Genomic DNA, 19,919 nt, shown 5'->3' with positions numbered 1-19,919 from the left:
AGAAAGCGTGAGAATATTGGAAGAACGAATTTGGAATCGTGTTGTAAAGTATACGGAACTGCAGGGGACGTCTGGTCAGGAACATCTCGTTAGACAAGCATTTAGAGACGATCTTTCACCATTGGTTGATGAAGTTGTTCAAAATGGTTTGGGTGGTCTTTATGGTATTAGGCATAATGAGGATGCTAATGCACCACGAATTATGTTTGGTGCCCATATGGATGAAGTTGGCTTTATTGTCACACAAATTACCCAACGCGGAATGCTAGTTGTCGCACCAGTTGGTGGTTGGAATCCATACACAGTCTCTGCTGAGCGTTTTACACTTTTCACGCGTGATAACGCTTATCCAGTTGTTTCTTCTTCAGTTTCACCACATCTTTTACGTCAGGGAAATATTAATGGTACGTCACAAATTCAAGATATCTTGTTTGATGGTGGCTTCACTTCTGCAGATGAAGTGGCGGAATATGGCATTTATCCAGGTGATTTCATTGTCCCTGACGTCACAACGAAAATGTTGGCTAATGGTAAGCGCGTTGTATCGAAAAGTTGGGATAATCGTTTCGGTTTAGTGACAATTTTGAATGCATTAGAGAATTTAAAAAACAAAGAATTGCCAAATATTCTGATTATGGGAGCTAATACGCAGGAAGAGGTTGGATTAAGAGGTGTTGGCCCGGCTGTTAACCAGCTAAAACCTGATATTTTCTTTGCATTAGATTCATCGGCAGCAGATGATACGCTATCCTCAGCGGGACAAGGTCAAATGGATCACGGTGCATTATTACGCGTCTTTGATCCTGGTGTGGTTATGCCACTACGATTAAAGGAATTTGTTTTAGATACAGCCACTGATGCAGGGATTCCGTTACAGCATTTTGTTGCCAAAGGTGGTACTGATGCACATGGTGCACAGTCACAGAATCAAGGTATTCCGTCTGTCGCGTTAGGTGTGGCATCACGTTATATCCATACACACCAAACAGTTTGGTCAGTGGCCGACTTTGAATCTGCGCAAGCATTGGTGGAAACACTAGCGCAAAAGTTAGACGCGACAACAGTTAATGACATTATTTATGGCGACTAATTATTTTAAAAAATTAAATTAATAAAAAGGAGTACTGACAGTATGCTAATTGCCAGCTATAATCCATCAGGAATGGGTGACAACCTAGTTGTATTAACTAATCAAGCAACCAACTTCAATATCAATCATGCAGGGAATGTTGTTCAGTTTATCGGTGATAATGACGAATTAATTGGCTATAATTTTATTAATATCAGCCAATCATTAGATTTATCAGGTGTTTCGGGGCAAGTCTTTCTCTCTAGTGAACAAGTTGAAAAACTAAATATACTGATTAAGAAAGCAGCATTTACTCAAGAATTGATTATAGATGAAGAACCTAAATTTGTTGTTGGTTATGTTGAAAAGGCAGAGCCACATCCAGATTCTGATCACCTTCAAGTGACAACAACGGTTATTGATAATGATGAACGTGTTCAAATCGTTTCAGGGTCACCTAACATGCAACAAGGTATTAAGGTTGTAGTCGCTAAGGTTGGGGCAATGATGCCTTCAGGACTTATCATTTGGCCAGGTGAACTACGGGGAGTTTCGTCAGATGGTATGATTGTTTCTGGTCGCGAACTGCGATTACCAAATGCGCCACAAGTTCCAGGTGCTTTAATTTTGCCAGATGACTTTGCACCAGTTGGTACACCATTTGACGTCAACTCTATGGCTGCACAATCACTGTTTAAGTAAAAAGGTGGTGATTTAATGGCTTTGCAGCGACCAATTGTTTTATACACAAATTTAATGCATACCTATGATCAACAGGTTGCAGAATTGTTGGCTGCCAAGACAGAATATATTTCTTTGGCAACTGATGATGATTTGGCAAAAATATCGAACAGACAACCGGTGATAGTAGAACTTTTAAAACCTCAAAAGTTACCGACTACAAAAAAACAAACAGCCTCAAAGACTAAAAAGGTTGTAAACAAAGTATCAAAGGTTAATAAGCCGAAATCCATTAAAACTGGATTGGGACTTAGCCTAGATGACATTCTTTTAGAAGAAGATAGTTCAGCCGCTAGGGATCACAATGGCTACTTTACTGGTCATTAACCTTTAAAAAACATTTGCTGAAATTATATCAGCAGATGTTTTTTTCTGATAAGATAGATTTAATAGAATTTAACGAACGATATTTACGTTAGAATGGATGAGAAAAATGAACAAAAATCCAAATTATTATTTTATTGGTATTAAGGGCTCAGGAATGAGTGCGTTGGCGTTAATTTTGCACGATCAAGGGTATCAAGTCTCTGGATCAGATATTGATGAATATACTTTTACTCAGAAGCCACTTGAGGAAGCTGAAATTCAAATTTATTCATTTGATGCAGCTAATATTAAGCCGGGAATGACCGTCATTCGAGGAAATTCATTCGAAGATGATCAAGTTGAAGTTGCTGCGGCATTAGCTATGGCGGATGAACTAACAATTTTGACATACCCTGATATGGTTGAACAATTAATTACGCAATATACTTCAATTGGGGTTGCTGGTGCTCATGGCAAGACTTCTACAACAGGGTTACTTTCACACGTATTATCAGGAATTGCACCAACTTCATATCTAATTGGTGATGGTACTGGTAAGGGTGTACCAAACGCACGATTCTTCATTTTTGAAGCTGATGAGTATCGTCGTCATTTTAAGGATTACACGCCTGATTATGCAATCATGACAAATATTGATTTTGATCACCCGGATTACTATACGGGTATTGATGATGTCCGCAGTGCGTTTGAAGACTTTGGTAATAACGTTAAAAAAGGCATCTTCGCTTGGGGTGATGACGAACAACTTCGTAAAATTAATGTGTCTGTTCCAGTCTATTATTATGGTACGAATCAGGAAACTGATGACTTTTATGCAACTAACATTAAGCGCTCAACGAAGGGATCAAGTTTTGATGCCTACTATCACGATGAATTCTTAGGTAATTTCAAAGTGCCTTTGTTTGGTCAGCACGGTGTTTTGAACACATTGGCGGTCGTTGCTGTTTCATACTTTGAAGAGATTGAAACGCAATTAATTCAAGAGGAATTATTGACATTTCAAGGAGTTAAAAGACGTTTCACGGAAAAACATATCGGGCCAGTGACAATCATTGATGACTATGCACACCATCCATCAGAAATCACTGCAACGATTGATGCGGCCCGTCAAAAATATCCTGATCGTAAATTAACAGCTGTTTTCCAACCACATACGTTCTCACGAACCATTGCATATCAAGATGATTTTGCAAAAGCACTTGATTTAGCTGACAATGTATTTTTAACAGAGATATTTGCTTCAGCACGTGAAACTGCAGGAGAAATTAGCTCTGCTGACTTAGGAAAGAAAATCTCTAAGTTTGAAGGTATTGTTTCGCCAACCGAGGTAGCTCCATTATTGGCGGATGAAGAAGGAGTATTTGTCTTTATGGGAGCTGGGGATTTACAAATGACTGAATTTGCTTTTGAAACATTATTGGCTAATACCCAAACTAATTTACAATAAAAGTTAATTTTTATGCTAAATATTAATTTTAGGATAAGCTTTCTGTTATACTATAATTAGTGGGAAGGTTCACCAAACCATTGTCACAATTTGACAACGTAGGAGGTAGATATGGATAATTTTCAAAAACAAGAACCAAGGCTCGTAAACCCTGATGTAAGTGGTGTGAATAACTTTTTTAAAAAAGTCTATTTATATATGGCGTTAGCATTGCTTGTCACAGCGGTGACAGCATACTTGGGAACAACATTCTTTGCTGCACCAATTGTTCGGATTTTTAGTAGTCCAATTTCGTCACTGATTATTTTTGGTATCATGATGGGATTTGTTTGGCTATTTTCAAGCCGTGTGTACAAAAATCCAGCACAGGCATTTGGTATGCTAATGGGATTTGCAGTTCTTAACGGCTTTACGTTTACGGTTATTGGCTTAACTGTGAACATTGGGATGATTGCAGTAGCATTTCTAACAACTGCATTTTTGTTCGCTGTAATGGCTGCATACGGTTATTTTACTAAGAAGTCATTAGCATCTTTGTCTTCAATCCTATTTGGATCGTTGATTGCTTTGATTATCGGAGGTATTATCAATCTATTTTTCTTTAATAGTGTGGTTTACTTCTTCATATCAATTCTTGGGGTGCTTGTCTTTGCTGTTATGACTGCATATGACATGAATCGCTTGAAAGCAATGTACTTTGAATACGGCGAAAATGATGCGCAATTGACGCAGGGAATCGCTGTTTCAGGTGCTTTAAACTTGTATATGGATTTCATTAATATGTTCATTTACATTTTGCAATTGTTTACAGCATTCGGTTCACGTGACTAATCAATAACTTAAAAGCGTTACCTTGTAACAACAAGGTGACGCTTTTTGTATGTAAAGGGTGTCATCACTATTTGAACTCTGATAAACTGTTAGTAGAGAAAAAGGGTATGTTACCCAGAAACGAGATAATTATGGCAAAACCAACTTTACTTTTAATTGATGGTAATTCTTTGGCTTTTCGAGCATTTTATGCATTGATAAACCAAGTCGATCGTTTTGTTAACCATGAAGGTCTACATACGAATGCGTTAGTTGGATTTAATAATCTGTTAGATGGTATTATTGATCCTTTTAATCCTGACTTAGCACTAGTTGCATGGGATGCGGGTAAAACAACTTTTCGTACAGGAAAATTTGATAATTATAAAGGAAACCGTGACAATACGCCACAAGAATTAGTAGAGCAATTTGAACCGTTGCGTAAAATGGTGGAACTACACGGTATTAAGTCTTATGAGCTTCCTGGTTTTGAAGCAGATGATATTATCGGTACAATGGCCCGTTTGGGTGAAGAGAATGGTTATTCTGTTACCATTGTGACTGGTGATCGTGATATGACCCAACTAGTATCGGACGATATAACTGTTTGGGTAACGAAAAAAGGAATTTCAGAAATTGATCACTATACACCAGCTATGATTGCAGAACTTTATGATGGTTTAGAGCCAAAACAAATTGTTGACATCAAAGGTTTGCAAGGTGATACCAGTGATAATTATCCTGGCGTTGCTGGGATTGGTCCGAAAACGGCATTGAAACTCATAAAACAATATCATTCAATTCCTGAAATGTATGAGCAAATTGATGAGATGAAGGCATCAAAGCAAAAGGAAAAATTAGTTAATGGAAAGCAAGATGCGATGTTATCACGTGACTTAGCTAAAATTTTAACTGATGCACCAGTGGCAATTTCATTATCAGATTTGAACTACCATGGTCCAGATTATGAAAACATTATTCCTTTTTACCAGCACTTAGACTTTAAAGCACAATTAGTAAAACTTGCTAACCAAGGTTATACCGTACCAACTAGTGGTCATACAAAAAATGCAGAGTTTGACATTAATAATACAACGTTAGATGTATCAGCTATTACACCAGCAAGTTTAGCCCATGTTTCTCAATTAAAAGACACAGTAAGTTTTTATCTTGAATTAGATAATGAAAATTATCATATAGCAAATCCGATTGGTTTTGTAATTGGAAACCAAACAGATGGTTATTTTGCTAGTCGGGACATTGAGTTGTTAACGCAAAATTCACCTGTTAAGCAAATTCTTGAAGATCCAACAATTCTCAAAAATGTTTTTAACGCAAAAGAACTATATGTTAGCTTAAAGCGACTAGGCATTGCACTGAAAGGTGTGTCTTTTGATTTATTGTTAGTATCTTATCTGCTGGATACTAATGATAACAATAATGACCTAGGTGCATTAGCACACGATAATGACTACTATGCTGTGATGACTGATGAAGAAGTATATGGTAAAGGGGCTAAGTTTGCCATCCCCGCAGCTGATGCAGATTTTTTTGAACATCTTGGTCGCAAAGGGATGGCCATTAATCTACTACGTGAACCTTTATTAGACAGATTGTCAAGCCATGAGCAGACAAACTTGTATGAAGATATTGAGTTGCCACTAACCAAAATTTTAGCGGTTATGGAATCAACTGGCATTACTGTTGACTCTGAACAACTGTTGCAAATGCGTAGTAAATTAACTGAACGGTTAAGTGAGCTTGAACAAAAAATTTATCAACAAGCTGGGCATGAATTTAATATTCAATCTCCTAAGCAATTGGGTGTCGTTCTGTTTGAAGAAATGAAGTATACGCCAATCAAGAAAACTAAAACTGGTTATTCAACCAGTGTTGAAGTGCTAGAAAAAATGGGTGATGTACCAATCGTAGAATCAATCTTAGCTTATCGGCAAGTTGCTAAGATTCAATCAACATATGTTGAGGGTCTTTTACGGGTTATTCATGGTTCTGATTCAAAGGTGCATACAAGATACTTACAAACTTTGACACAAACTGGCCGATTATCTTCAGTTGATCCCAATTTGCAGAATATTCCTGTGCGAATTGAAGAAGGACGTCAAATTCGTAAGGCATTTGTGCCAAGTCAGCCAGACTGGCAAATTCTAAGTGCTGATTATTCACAAATTGAATTACGTGTTCTAGCCCATATTACTGGTGACAAAAATCTGCAGGCTGCCTTCATAAATGATGAAGATATCCACGCAGCAACTGCACGTCGTATTTTTGGCATCAAGGATGATGAACCTGTCGAAGGTAATGTGCGTCGTCAAGCGAAGGCGGTTAACTTTGGAATTGTGTATGGTATTTCAGATTTCGGGCTTTCAAAAAATATTGGTGTATCACGCAAGGAAGCGAAAGCAATTATTGAAACCTATTTTGATCAATATCCAGATGTCAAAAAATGGTCTGATAATATTATTGCTTCCGCTCGAGAAACAGGTTATGTAGAAACAATTGCTCATCGTCGTCGTTATCTGCCAGATATCAAAGCAAAAAGGTTTAATGCACGATCATTTGCAGAGCGTACGGCCATGAATTCACCTATTCAAGGTTCAGCGGCTGATATTATTAAGATTGCGATGATTAAAGTTCAGGCTGCTATTGAGCAGGCTGGTATGCAAGCACATATGTTGTTACAGGTGCATGACGAATTGATTTTTGAAGCGCCCGCAAGTGAAATGGTTGACCTAGAGAAACTTGTGACCAAAGTAATGGATAGTGCGGTTAAACTAGATGTACCCTTGTTAGTTTCTTCCCACGTTGGTGCATCATGGTATGATGCAAAATAATGTAAATTTAGAAGATGTTATTCATTTTTTCAGATGATTAACATCTTTTTTTAATAGTGTCGTGTGTGGTACAATCTAGGCAATTCTAGAGACACAACCATTTATTTAAGTTACAATAGATAATTGAAAACGTTTCCATAAACGTTGTATTTATTTTAGGGGGATATTATGACAGCAAAGTTAGAATGGCTAGATGATCCAACTGTGTTTAGAGTAGGTAAATTACCGGCACATAGTGACCATAAAGTCTACCGATCAGCAGCTGAAGTGGTGCAAGGTGAATCAAGTTTAATTAGTAGTTTAGATGGTACTTGGCGATTTCATTTTGCAAAGACGCCAGCAGAACGACTACTTAATTTTGAAGAATTAAATTTTAATACTGAAAATTTTGATGATATTCAAGTTCCTGGGCATATAGAATTACAAAATTTTGGTCAGATACAGTATATTAATACGTTATACCCATGGGAAGGTAAAACTTATCGGCGACCACCTTATGCATTGGGTGCAGATAAAACATATCCAGGTACTTTTAGTGAGGCAAGTGATAACACGGTTGGCCAGTATGTTAAAACTTTTACGCTACCTGATAATTTTAATGGGCATGATGTTCATATTCAATTTGATGGTGTCGAAGAAGCCATGTATATCTGGTTAAATGGTCAATTTGTTGGTTACTCTGAAGATAGTTTTTCGCGGGCAGAGTTTGATTTAACGCCATATTTGGTTAATGGTGAAAACAAGCTGGCTGTTGAAGTGTTCAAGTATAGTACGGCTGCTTTCATTGAAGATCAAGATATGTTCCGTTTTTCAGGTATTTTCCGAAGTGTTAATTTGGTCGCAATCCCACAAGTTAATGTAGTCGATGTTCACCTCAAGCCAATTGTTTCAGATAATTTACGTTCAGGAAGTTTGTCAGTTGCATTAACTTTAGCAGGTGAATTACCTGATACAACCGCTCAGATTATTGTTAATAACCCAAGGGGAGAGGCAGTACTCGAACGAACGATGACTGCTGAACAAACTATTCAGATCAATGAATCATTTGAAAATATTGCGCTTTGGTCTCACAAGCAACCCGATTTATATGAACTAACCGTCACAATTTTTGATTCAGATAAACAAGTTATCGCTGTCGTACCATATGCCTTTGGATTCCGTCGTTTAGTTAAGGATGCGGATAACCATGTAACAATCAATGGCGTACCGTTACATTTAAATGGTGTTAACCGTCATGAATGGAGTGCAGTAGGTGGTCGCAGTGTTACCCTTGATGAAATGAAAACAGATATTGAAATATTCAAAGAAAATAATATCAATGCTGTTAGAACATCACACTATCCAAATCAAATTCCATGGTACGGTATGTGTGATGAAGCTGGTATTTATATGATGGCCGAAACTAATTTGGAATCACATGGTACCTGGCAGAAAATGGGCGCAGTTGAACCATCATATAATGTACCAGGTTCGATTCCACAGTGGTTAGATGTTGTTTTAGACCGTGCACAGTCGAATTTTGAGCAATTCAAAAACCACCCATCTATTCTATTTTGGTCATTAGGTAATGAATCATATACTGGTGATAACCTTGTCGCAATGGATGAATACTTTAAATCTGTAGATGATTCAAGACTAACGCATTATGAAGGTATATTTCAAAATCGAGTGGATGAAGATCGTATGTCAGATGTTGAGAGTCGTATGTATGCGTCACCCGCTGATATCCAAGAATATCTTTCAAATAACCCTAAGAAACCATACTTAAATTGCGAGTATATGCATAGCATGGGAAATTCAGTCGGTGGTTTTGATGAATATGTTCATTTGTATGATGAATTTGACACCTACTTGGGTGGTTTTATTTGGGACTACATCGACCAGGCTTTATATGTGACGGATGAAGTAACAGGTAAACAGGTACTTCGCTATGGTGGTGATTTTGATGAGCGACATTCAGATTATGAATTTTCCGGTGATGGGATTGTCTTCGCAAATCGTCAGCCTAAGCCAGCAATACAGGAGGTAAGCTATTATTATGGACGCTACGATAACTAATCAGTTGCAAATCGTGTATGGTGATGGATCATTAGGTGTACAAGGTAAAAATTTCCATTACCTTTTCAGTTATGAAAAGGGTGGTCTTGAATCATTAAATGTTAATGGGAAGGAATGGTTATACCGGGTACCAAAATTAACTTTCTGGCGAGCAACAACAGATAATGATCGTGGTAGTCATTTTTCGACAAAGTCAGCAACTTGGTTCGGTGCGGATATGTTTACTGAGGCTACTTCAGTGACCGTGAATGTTGATGGTGAAGAACTTGGATTACCGATTGCTCCTGAGAATAACCGTTTTTCAGCTAATGAATATGCTAGCTCTGTGTCATTGACTTATACATTTTTAACTGCTACAACGCCACAAACAACTGTAAAGGTCATCTACACGGTTGTTGCAAATGGACAAATAAATATGCAAGTTGACTATACTGGTCTAGCAGGCTTGCCTGAGTTACCAACATTAGGCTTGCGATTTGTTATGCCAACTGTCGCAGATGGTTATAGTTATGCAGGATTATCAGGAGAAACCTATCCTGACCGTATGGCTGGTGGCCAAATTGGCACTTATGAAGTTGCTGGTTTGCCATTAACACCCTACATTGTACCTCAAGAAATGGGCATGCACATGCAGACCTCAAGTCTGACAGTCAGTCGTTCAACAAGTTTAAACAACGCTGATGCTTCAACAGAAGCTGGATTGTTAACGTTTAAGCAATTGACTGATTCATTTGCCTTTTCAGCATTACCCTATACTGCTATTGAGATCGAAAATGCCACTCATATTGAAGAATTACCAGTTCCTAGAAGGACTGTGGTAACAATTTATGGCGAGGTACGTGGTGTTGGTGGTATTGATAGCTGGGGAACAGATGTGCAGCCACCATATCACATCTCTGCTGAAACTGATCACACATTTGACTTTACAATTCAACCAACAAAATAGTAAGACGATAGTTAAGAGTAAAGTTTATTTTTTTAGATATCCGCAAAGGTCATGGATCTAACCGTTTGGTAGATTAATGGCCTTTTCATGTTCTAATAGTAATTTTCGTATTTAATTTTTTAAAAGTTCTAACAATCATACCTGAATTCTGATAGAATATTAACTTGTGTTCATTAAGGAAAGAGGTATAAACGATTGGCATATTTTAAATGGCTTTATAGAGAAATTACATCGATTAATACAGCAGGTGGTATTATGCTTGCCTTTATTTTCGGTGTGCAATTAGCATTATTTTTGAGTAATCCAATCACCTTACTATCTGTGATTACTTTATTAGCGACTTTAATTGGCTCATCATGCACCGTATACATGATGATTGGTAAGCCCATTAATGGTTTATTAGGATTAATTAGCGCACTTGGTTATATTTATATTAATTGGCAAGCAGGACATTATGCATCCGTCCTTGATCAATTCGTGTTTATTTTATTAATTGATATTCCTTTGATTGTCACTTGGAAAACATGGGGACATCGTATTGTTGGTGGTGTAAAGTTTTTGCGTTTGCGGGGATGGAGCATAACGATAATTTTGATGTTGTTATTATGGTGGCCAGTTATTTGGATTTATACACAACTAGGAGATACTAATCCAATTTGGGATGCCATCGTCTTAATTATTGGTGCGACCGCCTCGTTATACGTTTTCTTTGGTTATGGAGATTCGTATACGCTTTGGTTAATGTCCGATGCAGTAAACATCATACTATGGATTTCGGCTCTCTTTGCAGGTTATTCAGCAAGTTCATTACCTATGCTGCTGACAATGGCCTTCTACCTAGCAACGGCATTATATGGTCGTTTTTGGTCAATTTGGAGTGGCAAAAAGCTAATTGAAGTGAAAGACTAGTCGAATATTTGTTGAAAATAAAATTGACTGGTACAATGTAGTTACAGGTAACTAGATTGTTGCCGGTATTTTTACTACATTAAGTGTCTATCAACCTGATAGGCACTTTTTGTATGATGTCTATTTTAGGCAACTTTAATTTTTAAATACTATAATTTTTAACCGTAGGCGGTGATACGCTGCCTATATTTTTACTACAAGTGCACCTATTCTTTTCCTTAGGGTTAAAGATAGGTGTATTTTTGTATAAAAAAACGTCTACTCCTTGGCTATGGGTAGACGCTAATGTAATTAGAATTGGGACTCTATTACACAACTAATAGTAACACCAGAAGTGTTAGTTTTCAATACTAAAAGACAAAGTCTTGGTTATTTGGAATTTGCAGAAAATAAAGCATAATATTACATAGAGGGATACGTCATTAGTGAGTACTACAAACTAAAATGGCCACCAATATGCCTATGAATTGAAGTCGGTAGATTGGTGGCCTGAAATGTGTTTTAAAGACTGTTACGGTCAGTCTCACCCCATATATTTTGTGTCACTAGTAATTATCCATAGAAGAGATAATACCTGAAATAATTGCACTGAGGAAGAAAATATAAATTAGTACAAATAAAATGCTAATAATGAAATTAACTAACCCAGCTCTATTCCAAGTAGCTTGAACTGCTTTAAATGTTTCAATATCTTTATAGTCGTTTTTTTGCCACGCCCATTCATTACCTTTGAAGCCGACGACAAATATCCATACTATATTGAATAGTGGTATTAAGCAGAGCAGGGGAAGATATGTTTTATTTCCAATCCCCCACATAACGTTAAACATAAATGCGCCCCAATTCCAACCCTTAACTTCTTGTGGGACGTTCTTGCCATTCTCATCCATAAAACTGCTCCCATTAAAGCTTTTAACGTGAATCCTTCCTGCACGTATGTAACCTTTTTATTTTCGTAAACATAATTAGCTACAAGATAATCTGTAATTATTTGAATTCGCTTTCATTGTATATAGAAGTGCAGATTATCGCAATTATTTAGTACTGAATGTTGTATATCATAAGGATAGCTACAGGTATGTCGTTCTTTATTTATCTTGTAATCTTCAATAAAAAAATAATGACGGCATAGTTTAATAGTAAAACTATATATAAAAAGCACCTTTGATTAGGCATTTGATTAACTGTTATGTTACAATTCAACTGTAAACTTATATGAGGTTTATGAAATAATATAGCGGGGGTAAATTTATGAAAAAAAGTAAAAGTAAAAACAAAAATAAACAAAGTCTTTTAGAAAAAATCATGTTAGTTATTACTATATTTCAATTTATTTCTAGTCTGTATGGTAAATTAAAAAGACACACACAACGCAAACAACATAAATAGTTTAAAGGAGAATATAATGAGCACAATTCTAAAAGTTCTATTATCAACCTTTTTAATAATCAGTGGTCTTGCTGTTTTTACGACTATTTTTCTTTCGAAGCAAATCGATCATGCTGGTGATTACTTACAAGATAAGATTTATAACGACTAACTTAGCATGAGTCATGTTTAAAGTCATTTTAAATTATGAGGAGGAAATCATTATGATTTGGTCAATAATCGTAGGTGCCATTATTGGTGCAATTGCAGGTGCAATCACGAACCGTGGCGAGTCAATGGGATGGATTGCTAACATATTTGCAGGTTTGATTGGATCAGCTATTGGGCAAGGTATTTTGGGGAGCTGGGGACCAAGTTTGGCCGGGATGGCTATCATTCCATCAATTATCGGTGCGATTATCTTAGTTTTGATTGTTTCAGCGATTTTTGGGGTTAGAGGAAATAAGTAAAATCGCCTCATTAATATTTTGTAATTTTGACTAAGTTAATTGATGCTGAAAAAACTTGGCTAAAATAGTAAAAAGAAATCACTAAATAAAACCGTCTTCATTAAAAGTGAGACGGTTTTATTTCATTATTAACATTTTTAATTCAAATTAACAACTGAATTACAGTTAAGGAACAAACTTCTATACTTTATGGCTTACATCAGATAACCAGTTTATATGATGTAAGGATTTTATATAGCGTAGTTTTATTCTGCACATAATAGGCACCAACAAGTGCCTTTTTTAAACTTCGATCCCTTTGTTTGCTAGATTCTTAACGCACTCAAGAAGATAGACATTATTGTGTTCAGGAAAAATAGGTGAAGTTAGATCTACAGCATGTAATGAATCATATGGTGGTACTTTAGTGCCTCGATATAATGGATCTAGCCAAAGTTCATTAGGTTTGTATCCTCGGCGTTGCATTTCATGCATAACTTTTTCATGGTACTGAAAGAGCTTGTAAGGCGACTGTGTGAACACATAGTTAACTGTTTGGTGTTTCTTGCCCCAGCCACCACCACGAAGCGCACAGCATTCTCTATGTTGGCCAAGCAATTGTTGTCTAGGTAATTTAGGTATCAATGTTTCGTGCCAAAGTCTCATTAGCTTGCCTTTCGAGGGATATACGTATGGCCACCAGCAGGGTATTTTTTACTATTAATTGATGAGAGTAGTCTGTTTAGCTTTCCAATCTTCTAGCTTTATGCCGACCCAGAAACTATAAATTCCAATCGTTATTATAATTAGGAATAACCACTTAATCCAATTTCCAAATAGTCCAAAGGCGGATCCAGTAAATCGCATACGATGACCATCAATAACGGTGTGGTTAATTTTCCATCCATAGACCATAACTAATGACCAAGGATATAAAATTCCGAAAGATAATACAGTGACTAAGAAACCTAAAATTGTCCAACCAATTAATGCTAATAAACCGCCATCAAAGAATGATGACCTACCAAATTTTCTTTCTGGTCCCATATCAATACCTCATATTTAAAATTATAAAATTTTTTCTGCAAGCAAGCGTTGAACATCTAATAAATCTTCACCTTTTTAAATTGTAAAACTTCTGAAGGTGCAACTTGATCAGAAATCCCAATTTTTATTACTCTATCCAAGTCAAAATGCCCGGCTGTTTCAGTAGCAAACTTAGAAATTGAACGATAAATGATTGATTTGTACGCAACCTTAGTAGCGTTGCCCATTATCCCATCTAATAATCCTAATAAGCTTTTAGCGTGGATCATTGTTGCACGTAATATGTATGCCAATTTTGTTGCTATTCTGCAAGTATTATTGGGTTAACTTGTCTGATTCTCTAATCATATTTATTAATTCACTTTTTGAAACATCGGTTTTATTAACAGTTATGGTATTCCAATGAGTTTTATTCATATGATAGCCGGGGTATACACCATTACGGGATCGCATAAGTTCACCATGTTGAGGTTCTAATTTAAGATTGATCATCAATTTTTCATCTTTTTCAAAAATTAAAGCAATTATCTTTTTATTAGACACTTGTTTTATAGCTGTCCAAATGATTTTTTCGTGACTATTTTTTTTATTAAAAGGATAGTCTTCAAAAGAATTTGTATGCGTTTTGACCAAATTAATTAATTTTTGACGATTCATGTCATACTCCTTTGGTACGTACTGATTAGTTCCCAATATTTATTTCTCATTAATATTTACATGTTTTATTTATTATTGGACGTTTTTAAATTCCCCAAATATTTACAATTCGAAAATAGGTTTCGGCAGACAACCAATTATAAAAAGTAGAGCACTTAATTCACCAGCTATTATACGTCAATATTCAGGTAAAATATATTAAAATTATTGTGTTTAGGAATGATGCGTTGTGATTAAACATTATTGCATTTAAGCTATGCTAAATTGCATAACTTAATACCAATATCACTAATAAAACAATAGTGATTGATTAAAATATAAATATTGATACAACGGGGGTTAAAAGAGATATTCTAGAGCTATCAGAAATAATTTAATAAAATTAGGGTAATTTAGCCAATTTAAGTCGAAAGTACACATAGAAACTACACATGAGAATTAGCTTTAGTTAAATCCAGTGTCTAAGATTTCATCGATGATTTCATCTTCTTTGTTTGTAGCATGAGTATAAATTTGCAAAGTCATTACGACATCAGCGTGACCTAATCGTTTTTGAACAGCTTTGATAGGTGCTGCTTTTCCCTGACTAGCAACTTGTTCAACTAGGAGGGTCGCATGGGTGTGACGTAATCCGTGCAATGAAACATGTTTAAGATTATTATCCTGTTTAGGAAGTTCTTTTCGCATACGCTGAAGCCAACGTTCAGGAACATTAAAATCCATGTAAGTTTGTTTGCCTGGCCAGATAACGTTCATCGCATTTTTAGGTGCAATATATGCCTTCATACATTTCGATTGTCTTACTATCTATGGATAGTATTCGATTACCTGCTCCAGTTTTTACGGATTTAAGGTACAAGTTAGTCGTATGATTTCTATAATCTAATCCAACCGATTTGTTAATGTGAACCTTTTTATTTTTAAAATCTAAATCATCCCAAGTGAGAGCAATTATTTCACCACGTCGCAATCCTGTATACGCTAGAAAACGGAAATAGGCATACTGTGGGACTGGTTTAGATTCCCAATAGTGTAGGAATCGAGTGAGTTGTTCTGAGTTGAGATAATTTTCTTGTTTACGTTCACGTTTAGTATTAATTTGTGTAGGACGAGTCACGACATCAAATGGATTTTTAGGATAATTTCATGGAGTTAAGCGTTATCCAATCGACGTATTGGAGTATGAGCAACCATCTGTACATGGCAAAAGTGTACATCCAACTGAGAAACCGGTTAACCTGCTTAGCTATTTGATTAAGACCTATACGAAGCCAGGTGATTTGGTATTAGATAACATTATGGGCAGTGGCTTAACTGGTGCTGCTGCTAAGTTAACAAATCGTGATTTTATTGGCATTGAGTTGAACAAAAAATTCTATGATATTGCAGTTGAAAGAATTAGATAATTAAATTTATACAAAGTAAAAGCACTATCAAATTTGATAGTGCTTTTTTGCTATTTGTAACTATTAAATCCTTCTTCATATCCATCTCTAACCCCGTTAATGAAGTCAGGGATGTTAGTCATTAAGAACCAAATTATAGTTGATATAACTAAAATAATGATCCATATTTTCTGAGATTTTGTAAATGATTTAAATGATGGCCTTAGAACAATAAAAGTTCCAATAGCAGTAATAAATATAATAGTCGCCAATATATTAATAATAACATTAAACATACGTATACCCCCTTATTTACCTACTTAAATAATATAACATAAAATAAATTCACTGGAGACTTATTTATGTAACCGTGGTATCGAAGTGTTGAGGCCTCCATTATTGGCAAATTGGATGCACAAGAACGAAAAGAATTAAAGAAACAAGCCCAGATTAAGCAACACAAGTCAGTTAACAAGAAAAGGGGTGGTGATATGTAATGAATCTAAAAGAACAGGCTAAGCAAGATTACTTAGCTGGTATGAAGATTAAAGATATTGCGCAAAAGATTGGTAAATCCACCTCAACCATTCGTTCATGGAAATCACGTTACAAATGGGATGATGTTTCAGATAGAGTTTCTAAAGCTGCGACAAAAAGTGCTGCAACAAAACGCAACAAAAATGCAACGCAACACAAACACGTTGCAGTGTCTCAAAAGGCGGACCAAGTGATTGATGAGTTAGCTGATAGCGACTTAACGGATAATCAAAAAGCCTGTGTATCAAGTATGTGAGACTTTTCAACGCCACGCAAGCATACATCAATGTGTATGATGTGGACTATGCAACAGCAATGGTTAACGGTTCTAGGATGCTAAGAAATGCTAAGGTACAATCGCTTATTCAGGAACTGCGTGAAGCACGATTGCATGACTTAGGAGCAAACCGACAAGACATTTTAACTGACTTAATGAAACAGTCGTTTTCGGATATTGGTAATTACTTAGAGTTCGGTGCTTATGATGTCTTAGCAATGGATAGTGAAGGAAATGTAAAGCTTGATGTTGATGATGATCAGTCAAGTGAAGAAGTAATGTTGGCTAGAATTATGGATGCACTGGAGGTAGGTAATTTGAATGATGAAGAAGTTTAGTCTTAAAAGAGCTTATACACCTCAGTAGCGTAAAGTTTTAAAAATTGCTATGTCTGATGATTTCAGAACGTTGATATTAGACGGTGCCGTTAGTAATGGTAAGTACTTCATTAATGCACATGTAAATCATGTTGCAGTTAATAAGGCATTTCCAAATGTAACTTGGATTGCTGGTTATCCGGGTACATCTTACCCCGATTTCAACTACTTCTCATCAGTAGACGGGGTGATTACTTGGCAATACACCAATAACTGGAAGTCACTAGGACTGGACGGTTCAATATTGCTGCCTGATTGGTCAGAGAAAATTAGTCAGGCGCAAGCGACCACAAAACCAGTTGCTAAGCCAACTGTGAACCAGCCCGATCAGGTATTACATGTTGGTGAGCATTTCAAGGATCGTCCTGCATATCGAGTAGATGCCATGAAATACGTCAATGATATGTGGCAAGTTGTTAACTATGAATTGGCAGGTGGTAAGGATATCAATTGGATTACTAATGGACTAGGAGTTGCATCAGTCGATAAGGTTGACAAGAATGGAAAGAAAACTACTGACCAAAAATTGGCAGTTGGCGATTATTTTCGACTATATTCTGATCGGATTGAAGTACTTGGTGTTGATAAGGACGGTATTGCATTTGGCACACGTTATGGCAACGTGTGGGAAGATGCAGAGACACTAACTGAAGCTAAATAAAATCAAGCCCACTAGGTTATTCTGACAGAATGACTTAGTGGGATTTTTTCTATAAGAGGATATTAAATATCAGTATTTTTAGAAGAAATCAGATAAGCATTTTAAATAATTATAAGAACGGTTTGTTACAAAGTTGATATTGACGATTATGTCGTGTACGATATAATTGTCAAAAAGGAGATCATATATGTCTAATAAAGATACACTGTATGATGAATTGTGTTTGTCTGTATATACTACAAATCGTTATTTTCATCATTTATATGGAGAGGTGCTAGGAGATTATGACTTGTCTTACTTGCAGTATATGTCATTGCTTATCGTCTATAAAAATAAATCTGCTAAGTTAATGGATGTCGGTAAGGCATTAGATCTATCAAGTAATACACTTACACCAGTAATTGATAGATTAGTTAGTAAAAAATGGCTTATCAAGGTACCTAGTGAAGTGGATCGACGTGTAAAATATTTAAAAATATCAGAATCAAAGCGTTTAGTTTTTGAACAAATATTATTGAATATTGCAATTATACGAGATGAATTGATTGCAACTAGTACCAAACCAGTATCTACAATTATTTCTGAAAATAAAGTTTTAAACGAGACATTACAGAAAATGATTTTAGCTCGTAAACGGGAGAATCAATTAAATGGATAACTATGATGTAATATTTATTGGGAGTGGTCATGCAGCATGGCACGGAGCACAAACCTTATCAAGAGCTGGTAAAAAAGTTGCCTTGGTAGAAGAAAATAAAGTTGCTGGTACTTGTACCAACTTTGGATGTAACGCTAAAATCTTGCTAGATGGTCCAGCAGAATTAATCCATCATTTGCATCACTATCATGGAATAGGAATTGATGAAACACCAAATATTATTTGGCCAGAATTAATGGCATACAAACATAAGGTAATTGATCCGTTGTCCGAAGGCCTTGCACATATGCTTTCAGTAGATGGTATTGATATTATTTCAGGACATGCCAAATTTACGGATGTAAAAACATTGATGGTAAATGATATAACATACCAAGCAGATAAATTTGTTATTGCTACAGGACAAAAACCTGCAAAATTACCTATTCCTGGTAATGAATTATTACATGATAGTACTGATTTTTTGGAATTATCAGAAATGCCACATTCAATTGTGTTTATCGGTGCAGGGTATATTGCAATGGAATTTGCATCAATTGCTCGTGCTGCCGGTAGTGAGGTGACTATAGTTGAATATAGTGATCATGCACTTTCTGGTTTTGATAGTGAATATTCGCAAGAAGTTGTGAGAGATATGATTAATAGGGGTATTGAATTTGACTTTAATCAACGTGTTTCTCAAGTAATTTCGACAGAAAATAATCAGTATATTCTTGAAACAGCTCAAGGAAAAAAGTACACGACTGAATATGTGATGGATACAACTGGACGTATACCTAATATTGAAAATCTTGGATTACATGCTGCTAACGTTGAATATAATAATCATGGTGTCGTTGTTAACGACTATCTACAAACGTCTAATGTAAATATTTATGCTAGTGGAGACGTTATAGATAAATTAATACCACGCCTTACACCAACTGCAACGTTTGAATCAAACTACATTGCTAGAATTTTATTAGGTGATTCTAATCCTATAAAATATCCTGTTGTACCATCGGTTGCGTTTACCCTGCCGCGATTAGCTCAAGTTGGTGTCACAGTTGGTATGGCAAAAAATGACAAACAATTAAAGATATACGAAATACCATATGGTAAACTTATGCGTTTTCAGACTTTGAATGATGAAGACGCCAAGATAAAAATTATTCTCAATAAAGACAAAAGATTAGTAGGTGCTTCGATAATTGGCGATTTCGCGCCAGAGATCATTAATGATCTTGTTCAGGTAATAAATCATCAATACACTTCTGAAGATATTCAAAATCAAATTTTTGCCTTTCCGACACATTCTGGTATCTTGTTGCCTATGATTGCCCAGTATTTAGCTTAGGAGAAAAA

24 protein-coding genes are annotated in these 19,919 nt (G+C 36.0%); 17 read left to right on the top strand and 7 right to left on the bottom strand.

Going from position 1 to position 19,919, the window contains the following annotated elements; translation table 11 throughout:
• Positions 1-16: 16 nt before the first annotated feature.
• The 9 genes from pepA to pnuC all read left to right on the top strand — a co-directional run bounded on the left by pepA (position 17) and on the right by pnuC (position 11,159).
• Positions 17-1,090 (top strand): glutamyl aminopeptidase, encoded by a 1,074-nt coding sequence (pepA, locus tag ACQ4QH_RS05010; RefSeq protein ID WP_439818018.1) that lies wholly within the window; start codon positions 17-19, stop codon positions 1,088-1,090.
• A 42-nt stretch (positions 1,091-1,132) separates the two neighbouring features.
• Complete coding sequence (gene ytpR, locus ACQ4QH_RS05005; RefSeq protein WP_439818017.1) at positions 1,133-1,771, top strand: YtpR family tRNA-binding protein; 639 nt, start codon at positions 1,133-1,135, stop codon at positions 1,769-1,771.
• Between the two features lie 15 nt (positions 1,772-1,786).
• Complete coding sequence (locus ACQ4QH_RS05000; RefSeq protein ID WP_439818016.1) at positions 1,787-2,137, top strand: hypothetical protein; 351 nt, start codon at positions 1,787-1,789, stop codon at positions 2,135-2,137.
• Positions 2,138-2,243: 106 nt separating this feature from the next.
• Positions 2,244-3,584, top strand: coding sequence for a UDP-N-acetylmuramate--L-alanine ligase (murC, locus tag ACQ4QH_RS04995; protein ID WP_439818015.1), 1,341 nt, complete (start codon positions 2,244-2,246; stop codon positions 3,582-3,584).
• Positions 3,585-3,695: 111 nt separating this feature from the next.
• A complete protein-coding gene (locus tag ACQ4QH_RS04990) occupies positions 3,696-4,415 on the top strand; it encodes a Bax inhibitor-1/YccA family protein (RefSeq protein WP_439818014.1) in 720 nt (239 codons plus the stop codon).
• A 131-nt stretch (positions 4,416-4,546) separates the two neighbouring features.
• The gene (gene polA / locus ACQ4QH_RS04985) at positions 4,547-7,246 is read left to right on the top strand and encodes a DNA polymerase I (RefSeq protein WP_439818013.1); all 2,700 of its coding nucleotides are present in this window, start codon (positions 4,547-4,549) and stop codon (positions 7,244-7,246) included.
• Positions 7,247-7,414: 168 nt separating this feature from the next.
• Positions 7,415-9,304, top strand: coding sequence for a glycoside hydrolase family 2 TIM barrel-domain containing protein (locus ACQ4QH_RS04980; protein ID WP_439818012.1), 1,890 nt, complete (start codon positions 7,415-7,417; stop codon positions 9,302-9,304).
• Complete coding sequence (locus ACQ4QH_RS04975) at positions 9,285-10,250, top strand: beta-galactosidase small subunit (RefSeq protein ID WP_439818011.1); 966 nt, start codon at positions 9,285-9,287, stop codon at positions 10,248-10,250. The genes ACQ4QH_RS04980 and ACQ4QH_RS04975 overlap by 20 nt, the downstream gene beginning before the upstream one ends.
• A gap of 255 nt (positions 10,251-10,505) precedes the next feature.
• Positions 10,506-11,159 (top strand): nicotinamide riboside transporter PnuC, encoded by a 654-nt coding sequence (gene pnuC, locus ACQ4QH_RS04970; protein WP_439819507.1) that lies wholly within the window; start codon positions 10,506-10,508, stop codon positions 11,157-11,159.
• A gap of 545 nt (positions 11,160-11,704) precedes the next feature.
• Here pnuC and ACQ4QH_RS04965 read toward each other — a convergent pair.
• On the bottom strand, positions 11,705-12,049 hold the full coding sequence (locus tag ACQ4QH_RS04965; protein ID WP_002827097.1) for a hypothetical protein: 345 nt from the start codon (positions 12,047-12,049) through the stop codon (positions 11,705-11,707).
• Positions 12,050-12,564: 515 nt separating this feature from the next.
• On the opposite strand from ACQ4QH_RS04965, the gene ACQ4QH_RS04960 reads away from it, so the two are divergent.
• A complete protein-coding gene (locus ACQ4QH_RS04960) occupies positions 12,565-12,699 on the top strand; it encodes a hypothetical protein (protein ID WP_002827100.1) in 135 nt (44 codons plus the stop codon).
• Positions 12,700-12,751: 52 nt separating this feature from the next.
• The gene (locus ACQ4QH_RS04955) at positions 12,752-12,997 is read left to right on the top strand and encodes a GlsB/YeaQ/YmgE family stress response membrane protein (protein WP_002827102.1); all 246 of its coding nucleotides are present in this window, start codon (positions 12,752-12,754) and stop codon (positions 12,995-12,997) included.
• A 282-nt stretch (positions 12,998-13,279) separates the two neighbouring features.
• On the opposite strand, the gene ACQ4QH_RS04950 is transcribed toward ACQ4QH_RS04955, so the two are convergent.
• The 6 genes from ACQ4QH_RS04950 to ACQ4QH_RS04925 form a co-directional block, all read right to left on the bottom strand.
• Positions 13,280-13,642: a TIGR02328 family protein gene (locus ACQ4QH_RS04950; RefSeq protein ID WP_439818010.1), complete on the bottom strand. Its 363-nt coding sequence runs from the start codon at positions 13,640-13,642 to the stop codon at positions 13,280-13,282.
• A gap of 54 nt (positions 13,643-13,696) precedes the next feature.
• Positions 13,697-14,023 (bottom strand): YjgN family protein, encoded by a 327-nt coding sequence (locus ACQ4QH_RS04945; RefSeq protein ID WP_251940537.1) that lies wholly within the window; start codon positions 14,021-14,023, stop codon positions 13,697-13,699.
• Between the two features lie 56 nt (positions 14,024-14,079).
• Positions 14,080-14,316, bottom strand: coding sequence for a PH domain-containing protein (locus ACQ4QH_RS04940; protein WP_439818009.1), 237 nt, complete (start codon positions 14,314-14,316; stop codon positions 14,080-14,082).
• A 22-nt stretch (positions 14,317-14,338) separates the two neighbouring features.
• Positions 14,339-14,680, bottom strand: a complete 342-nt coding sequence (locus ACQ4QH_RS04935) for an MmcQ/YjbR family DNA-binding protein (protein ID WP_439818008.1) — start codon at positions 14,678-14,680, stop codon at positions 14,339-14,341.
• Between the two features lie 444 nt (positions 14,681-15,124).
• Entirely contained in the window at positions 15,125-15,466 is a 342-nt protein-coding gene (locus ACQ4QH_RS04930; protein ID WP_439818007.1) for a tyrosine-type recombinase/integrase, read from the bottom strand.
• A complete protein-coding gene (locus tag ACQ4QH_RS04925; RefSeq protein WP_439818006.1) occupies positions 15,444-15,797 on the bottom strand; it encodes a site-specific integrase in 354 nt (117 codons plus the stop codon). The genes ACQ4QH_RS04930 and ACQ4QH_RS04925 overlap by 23 nt, the downstream gene beginning before the upstream one ends.
• Before the next feature lie 58 nt (positions 15,798-15,855).
• Here ACQ4QH_RS04925 and ACQ4QH_RS04920 point away from each other — a divergent pair, with 58 nt between their 5' ends.
• The 6 genes from ACQ4QH_RS04920 (at position 15,856) to ACQ4QH_RS04895 (ending at position 19,911) form a co-directional block, all read left to right on the top strand.
• The gene (locus ACQ4QH_RS04920; RefSeq protein WP_439818005.1) at positions 15,856-16,086 is read left to right on the top strand and encodes a DNA methyltransferase; all 231 of its coding nucleotides are present in this window, start codon (positions 15,856-15,858) and stop codon (positions 16,084-16,086) included.
• 475 nt (positions 16,087-16,561) lie between these two features.
• Entirely contained in the window at positions 16,562-16,858 is a 297-nt protein-coding gene (locus ACQ4QH_RS04915; RefSeq protein ID WP_439818004.1) for a terminase gpP N-terminus-related DNA-binding protein, read from the top strand.
• The gene (locus ACQ4QH_RS04910) at positions 16,855-17,217 is read left to right on the top strand and encodes a terminase small subunit (protein ID WP_439818003.1); all 363 of its coding nucleotides are present in this window, start codon (positions 16,855-16,857) and stop codon (positions 17,215-17,217) included. Before ACQ4QH_RS04915 ends, ACQ4QH_RS04910 begins: the two co-directional genes overlap by 4 nt.
• 49 nt (positions 17,218-17,266) lie before the next feature.
• Positions 17,267-17,917: a lytic exoenzyme target recognition domain-containing protein gene (locus ACQ4QH_RS04905; protein ID WP_439819487.1), complete on the top strand. Its 651-nt coding sequence runs from the start codon at positions 17,267-17,269 to the stop codon at positions 17,915-17,917.
• A gap of 187 nt (positions 17,918-18,104) precedes the next feature.
• Entirely contained in the window at positions 18,105-18,575 is a 471-nt protein-coding gene (locus ACQ4QH_RS04900) for a transcriptional regulator, SarA/Rot family (protein WP_140836836.1), read from the top strand.
• On the top strand, positions 18,568-19,911 hold the full coding sequence (locus ACQ4QH_RS04895; RefSeq protein WP_439819486.1) for a dihydrolipoyl dehydrogenase family protein: 1,344 nt from the start codon (positions 18,568-18,570) through the stop codon (positions 19,909-19,911). The genes ACQ4QH_RS04900 and ACQ4QH_RS04895 overlap by 8 nt, the downstream gene beginning before the upstream one ends.
• The last annotated feature ends 8 nt before the right edge of the window (positions 19,912-19,919 follow it).

It is taken from the genome of Weissella paramesenteroides (assembly GCF_051903945.1).
GTDB lineage: Bacteria > Bacillota > Bacilli > Lactobacillales > Lactobacillaceae > Weissella > Weissella paramesenteroides_A.
This window is presented reverse-complemented; position numbering and strand designations above follow the sequence as displayed.